The 6,109-nt window shown below is 69.9% G+C and carries 5 protein-coding genes; 1 reads left to right on the top strand and 4 read right to left on the bottom strand.

Annotated features, from left to right (window positions below):
- Window positions 1–283: 283 nt before the first annotated feature.
- The 4 genes from ndk to IE312_RS22795 form a co-directional block, all read right to left on the bottom strand.
- On the bottom strand, window positions 284–697 hold the full coding sequence (gene ndk / locus IE312_RS22810) for a nucleoside-diphosphate kinase (protein ID WP_189984212.1): 414 nt from the start codon (window positions 695–697) through the stop codon (window positions 284–286).
- A 66-nt stretch (window positions 698–763) separates the two neighbouring features.
- On the bottom strand, window positions 764–1,126 hold the full coding sequence (locus tag IE312_RS22805; RefSeq protein WP_189984211.1) for a DUF4233 domain-containing protein: 363 nt from the start codon (window positions 1,124–1,126) through the stop codon (window positions 764–766).
- Window positions 1,127–1,135: 9 nt separating this feature from the next.
- A complete protein-coding gene (gene folC, locus IE312_RS22800) occupies window positions 1,136–2,647 on the bottom strand; it encodes a bifunctional tetrahydrofolate synthase/dihydrofolate synthase (protein ID WP_189984210.1) in 1,512 nt (503 codons plus the stop codon).
- A 197-nt stretch (window positions 2,648–2,844) separates the two neighbouring features.
- On the bottom strand, window positions 2,845–5,469 hold the full coding sequence (locus IE312_RS22795) for a valine--tRNA ligase (RefSeq protein ID WP_189984209.1): 2,625 nt from the start codon (window positions 5,467–5,469) through the stop codon (window positions 2,845–2,847).
- A 73-nt stretch (window positions 5,470–5,542) separates the two neighbouring features.
- Here IE312_RS22795 and IE312_RS22790 point away from each other — a divergent pair, with 73 nt between their 5' ends.
- Window positions 5,543–6,064: a hypothetical protein gene (locus IE312_RS22790; RefSeq protein WP_189984208.1), complete on the top strand. Its 522-nt coding sequence runs from the start codon at window positions 5,543–5,545 to the stop codon at window positions 6,062–6,064.
- Window positions 6,065–6,109 lie beyond the last annotated feature (45 nt).

Genomic DNA, 6,109 nt, shown 5'->3' with positions numbered 1-6,109 from the left:
GATGAACGACATTGAGTTCCCCATCCGGATTCATCTGGCCTTCCTGCGCCCTTGAGGGCATGTCAGGTCGGCGAGGCGGGTGCTGTGACGTGAAGGCTTCCATCGTAAACGCGCCTGCACGAACACTGCGCGAGGGTCTCCGCCATTGTCACCAGATGGCGTGCCGCCCCGCTTGTGGAGACGGGCGTTCGGGGGCGCTCGTTCCCTCGATCGCCGGTACTCATGCCGACAACGCCGAGGTCCGGGGGATGTTCCCCCGAACCCTCCGGCGCGGCCGGAAACCTCAGGCGCGCCCCGGGAAGAAGATCTTCACCTCGCGCTCGGCGGACTCCTCGGAGTCGGAGGCGTGGATCAGGTTCTCGCGCACGATCACGCCGTAGTCACCGCGGATCGAACCGGGCGCGGCGGCGATCGGGTCGGTCGGGCCGGCCAGCGCGCGCACGCCCTCGATGACCCGCTCGCCCTCGACGATCATGGCCACGACCGGGCCGGAGGACATGAACTGCACCAGCGGCTCGTAGAACGGCTTGCCCTTGTGCTCGCCGTAGTGCTGCTCCAGCGTGTCCTGGTCCAGGGTGCGCAGTTCCAGCGCGGTGATCTGCCAGCCGGCCTTGCGCTCGATACGGCTGATGATCTCGCCGGTCAGGCCTCGACGGACGGCGTCGGGCTTGAGGAGGACGAGGGTGCGCTGGCTCACGAGGGGGCTCCTTACACGACGTGCGAGTGCGGTGGGACGAGGTTACAGGGCGTGTCGGGGCCCTTGTTACGCAGCGTCAGCCGTGGAGGAGGAGGACGGGGCCCCGTCGGCGGCCCTTGCCTTCGCCTCGTCCACCTTTCGCCCGAAGTGCACCGACGCCCACCACAGCGCGGCGAACACGGCCCCCATGAAGAACATGGTCGGGACGAACACCCCGGAGGCGATCAGGGCCAGCTGGAGGGCCCAGCCGAGGGCCACTCCGCCGGGACGGGTCACCATGCCGCACAGCAGCACGCACAGCAGCATGGCGGCGCCGCTGACCAGCCACACCGTGGAGGTGGACAGGCTCGGGTCCTTCATGGCGACCAGTCCGGCGAAGCCGATGACGAAGAACTCGCCGATCAGGGTCGATGCACAGAGCGTACGCATCCTCGCCTCTCAGCCCTTTCCGAGCAGCAGCCGGGCCTCGCCGACCGTGATGACCGAACCGGTGACCAGCACACCGCCGCCGGCGAACTCGCCCTCCTCCTCGGCCAGCGTGATCGCGGCCTCCAGGGCGTCCGGCAGCCGCGGCTCGACCTGCACCCGCTCGTCGCCGAACACCTCGACGGCGATCGCGGCCAGCTCGTCGGCGTCCATGGCGCGGTGGCTGGAGTTCTGCGTGACGACGACCTCGGCGAAGATCGGCTCGAAGGCCTCCAGCACCCCGCGCACGTTCTTGTCGCCGCTCGCGCCGACGACTCCGATGAGCCGGGTGAAGTCGAACGCCTCCCGCACGGCCTCGGCGGTGGCCCGCGCGCCCGCCGGGTTGTGCGCGGCGTCCAGCACGACGGTGGGCGAGCGCCGTACGACCTCCAGCCGGCCCGGGGAGGACACGGCCGCGAAGGCCTTGCGCACGGTGTCGATGTCCAGCGGCTCGGCGCGCTGCGCGCCCACGCCGAAGAACGCCTCCACCGCGGCGAGCGCGACGGCCGCGTTGTGGGCCTGGTGCCCGCCGTGCAGCGGCAGGTACACCTCGGGGTACTCGCCGCCGAGGCCGCGCAGCGTGAGCAGCTGCCCGCCGACGGCGACATGCCGGGCGACGACGCCGAACTCCAGGCCCTCGCGGGCCACGGTCGCGTCCGCCTCGACGGCCTTCTTCAGCAGCACCTGGGCCGCGTCCACCGGCTGCTGGGCCAGGATGACGGTGGCGCCCTGCTTGATGATGCCGCTCTTCTCGCCGGCGATCTCGGCGGTCGTCCCGCCGAGCCGGTCGGTGTGGTCGAGGTCGATGGGGGTCACGACGGCGACGTCGCCGTCGATCACGTTGGTGGCGTCCCAGGAGCCGCCCATGCCGACCTCGACGACGGCGACGTCCACGGGGGCGTCCGCGAAGGCCGCGTACGCCATGCCGGTGAGCACCTCGAAGAAGGACAGCCGGTACTCCTGCTGCCCGTCGATCATCTCGACGTACGGCTTGATGTCCTGGTACGTCTCGATGAACCGCTCGGCGGTGATCGGGGCGCCGTCCAGGCTGATCCGCTCGGTGATCGACTGCACGTGCGGGCTGGTGTAGCGGCCGGTGCGCAGCTCGAAGGCGCCGAGCAGGGCCTCGATCATGCGGGCGGTGGAGGTCTTGCCGTTCGTGCCCGTGATGTGGATCGAGGGGTACGACCGCTGGGGCTCGCCGAGCACGTCCATCAGCGCGGCGATCCTGGCGACCGAGGGCTCCAGCTTGGTCTCGCCCCAGCGGGTGGCCAGCTCCGCCTCGACCTCGCGCAGCGCCTTGTCGACCTCGGGGTCCTCGGGGCGCGCGGGTACGTCGGCCTGCGGCGGGCCGCCCTGGGTGCGCAGGGTGCGGCTGCCGGCCTCGATCACCGCGAGGTCGGGGTCGCGGGTGGTCTCGGCCTCGATGATCTCCTCGAAGCTGTCGAGGGGGTCGGGCTGGTCGGTGCCGGGGTTGTCGCTCACGGGGCCAGTCTACGGAGCGGGGGCCCGCGGCGCGGCGCCGGTATGGGGTGGCTTGTCTCGCCGGCCGGCCGCGGGACGCCCCGGACCGGTGGCCGCGCCCACGCGGCACGGCCGCACGGCCGCACGGCCCGCGCCCCTGAGCCGGCGAAGGCCCCCGGCGCGGACACGCACCGGGGGCCTTCGCCGCGTACGGACGCCTACGCCTGCGGCAGCTTCTCCAGCTGGGCGGTAATGCGGGCGATGTCCTCCTCCGCCTTGGCCAGGCGGGTGCGGATCTTGTCCACCACGTTCTCCGGGGCCTTCGCCAGGAACGCCTCGTTGCCCAGCTTGGCCGTGGCCTGGGCCTTCTCCTTCTCGGCCGCCGCGAGGTCCTTCGCGAGGCGCTTGCGCTCCGCGGCGACGTCGATCGTGCCGGAGAGGTCGAGGGCCACCTCGGCGCCCGCCACCGGCAGGGTCGCCGTGGCGGTGAAGGAGTCGCCCTCGGGCTGGAGCCGGAGCAGCTGGCGGATGGCCGCCTCGTGCGGGGCGAGGGCCGTGCCGTCGAGCGCCAGCCGGGCCGGGACCCGCTGGCCGGGCTGGAGGCCCTGGTCGGCGCGGAACCGGCGGACCTCGGTGATGACCGACTGGAGGGTGGAGATCTCCTGCTCGGCCGCCTGGTCACGGAAGCCGCTGTCGGCCGGCCAGTCGGCGATGACGACCGACTCGCCGCCGGTCAGGGTGGTCCAGAGGGTCTCCGTGACGAACGGGACCACCGGGTGCAGCAGCTTGAGGGTGACGTCGAGGACCTCGCCGAGGACCCGCTTGGAGACCTCGGCCGGCTCGCCGCCCGCCTGGAAGACCGTCTTGGACAGCTCGACGTACCAGTCGAAGACCTCGTCCCACGCGAAGTGGAAGAGGGCGTCGGAGAGCTTGGCGAACTGGTAGTCCTCGTAGTACGCGTCGACCTCGGCGACCACCGAGTTGAGCCGGGAGAGGATCCAGCGGTCGGTCGCCGACATCGCCGACGGATCCGGCAGCGGACCCTCGACCGTCGCGCCGTTCATCAGCGCGAAGCGGGTCGCGTTCCAGATCTTGTTGGCGAAGTTGCGCGAGCCCTGGACCCAGTCCTCGCCGATCGGCACGTCGACGCCCGGGTTGGCGCCGCGGGCCAGGGTGAAGCGCAGGGCGTCGGAGCCGTACTTGTCCATCCAGTCCAGCGGGTTGACCGCGTTGCCGAAGGACTTCGACATCTTCTTGCCGAACTGGTCGCGGACCATGCCGTGCAGGGCGATGGTGTGGAACGGCGGGGTGCCGTCCATCGCGTACAGGCCGAACATCATCATCCGGGCGACCCAGAAGAAGAGGATGTCGTAGCCGGTGACCAGGACGGAGTTCGGGTAGAACTTCGCGAGCGACTCGGTCCGCTCGGGCCAGCCCAGCGTGGAGAAGGGCCACAGGCCGGAGGAGAACCAGGTGTCGAGAACGTCGGTGTCCTGGCGCCAGCCCTCACCGGTGGGCGGCTCCTCGTCGGGGCCGACGCAGACGACCTCGCCGTTCGGGCCGTACCAGACGGGGATGCGGTGGCCCCACCACAGCTGGCGCGAGATGCACCAGTCGTGCAGGTTGTCGACCCAGTCGAAGTACCGCTTCTCCATCTCCTGCGGGTGGATCTTGACCTTGCCGTCACGGACGGCGTCGCCGGCGGCCTTGGCCAGCGGGCCGACCTTGACCCACCACTGCATGGACAGGCGCGGCTCGATGGTGGTCTTGCAGCGCGAGCAGTGGCCGACGGAGTGGACGTAGGGCCGCTTCTCGGCGACGATCCGGCCCTCGGCGCGCAGCGCGGCGACGATCGCCGAGCGGGCCTCCAGGCGGTCCATGCCCTGGAAGGGGCCGTGGACGGTGATGACGGCGTGCTCGTCCATCACGGTGATGGACGGCAGGTCGTGCCGCTGGCCGATCTCGAAGTCGTTCGGGTCGTGGGCCGGGGTGACCTTGACGGCACCGGTGCCGAACTCGGGGTCGACGTGGGTGTCGGCGACGACCGGGATGGAGCGGTCGGTGAGCGGGAGCCGGATCTGCTTGCCGACGAGGTGCCGGTAGCGCTCGTCGTCGGGGTGGACGGCGACGGCGGTGTCACCGAGCATCGTCTCGGCGCGGGTGGTGGCGACGACGATGGACTCGTCCCCGTCGCCGTAGCGCATGGAGACCAGCTCGCCGTCGTCGTCCTGGTACTCGACCTCGATGTCCGAGATCGCGGTCAGGCAGCGCGGACACCAGTTGATGATGCGCTCGGCGCGGTAGATCAGCTCGTCGTCATAGAGCTTCTTGAAGATCGTCTGGACGGCCTGGGACAGGCCCTCGTCCATCGTGAAGCGTTCGCGGGACCAGGCGACGCCGTCACCGAGGCGACGCATCTGCCCGGAGATCTGCCCGCCGGACTCGGCCTTCCACTGCCAGACCCGCTCGACGAAGGCCTCGCGGCCCAGGTCGTGCCGGGACTTGCCCTCCTTGCCCAGCTCCCTCTCGACCACGTTCTGCGTGGCGATACCGGCGTGGTCCATGCCCGGCTGCCACAGCGTCTCGTAGCCCTGCATGCGCTTGCGCCGGGTCAGGGCGTCGATGAGGGTGTGCTCGAAGGCGTGCCCGAGGTGCAAGCTGCCGGTGACGTTCGGCGGCGGGATGACGACGGTGAACGGCGGCTTGTCGCTCTTCGCGTCCGCCTCGAAGTAACCCCGCTCCACCCAGCGCTCGTACAGCGGCCCCTCTACATCGGCCGGCGCGTACTGGGTCGGCAGTTCGGAGTCGGGCGCGGGTGGCTGCTGCTGAGCGTTCTCGGTCACGGGGGTCAGTTTAGGGGCGCCTCGGCGGTGCCGTGAAACTCGTTTACCCCACGTTGTGAGGGCCCACAGGCGCGTGAAGCACTCGAACAAGCAACGGTATGTTAAAGAGATCAACATCATTGACGTGTTCAAGTCACTACCGTCCGGATCTTGGGAGTTTCACATGCGCCGTCGTCTGGCGACCACAGCAGGGTTGGCCGCATCTGGCCTCATGCTCAGCACACTCAGCGCTCACCCTGCTGCCGCCGCAGAGAAAGACTGCTCGGTTCTCGACGGCATCCACATCGTGGCCAAGGGTGGGGGGGACCAGACGTACACGAGCAGGAACTCCCTCAAGGACGTCTACCTCTGGGTGAAAGACACCGCTGCAGACGGACACCATGTGGCAGTCAGGCTGGTGACACGGAGGGCGGACGGCTCAACCCACGTGTGGAGCTGGCACCACATGTACTCGGGCCAGGACACTGAGGACAGCTGGTACACCACGGCTTCGGACCCGGGCGGCATCCGCCGGGTGTGGCACGAGGTCGCCACGTTCGAAGGCGACACAGAGATCTTCTCCTGCCTGTCCGAGGGCGAGAACAACATCGTGTAGCCGTGTCCAGGCCCCTGGGTGGCACCGGGCCGTGTCGTTTGCATG

Origin of the sequence: Streptomyces capoamus (assembly GCF_014654935.1) — a bacterium.
Classification (GTDB): Bacteria; Actinomycetota; Actinomycetes; order Streptomycetales; family Streptomycetaceae; genus Streptomyces; species Streptomyces capoamus.
Note: the sequence above shows the minus strand (reverse complement) of the source record. Positions and strands in the feature narration are given on the sequence as shown.

Coding starts and splice junctions, on each gene's coding strand:
- IE312_RS22805 (WP_189984211.1), bottom strand. CDS start 1,126: ATGCGTACGCTCTGTGCATCGACCCTGATCGGCGAGTTCTTCGTCATC.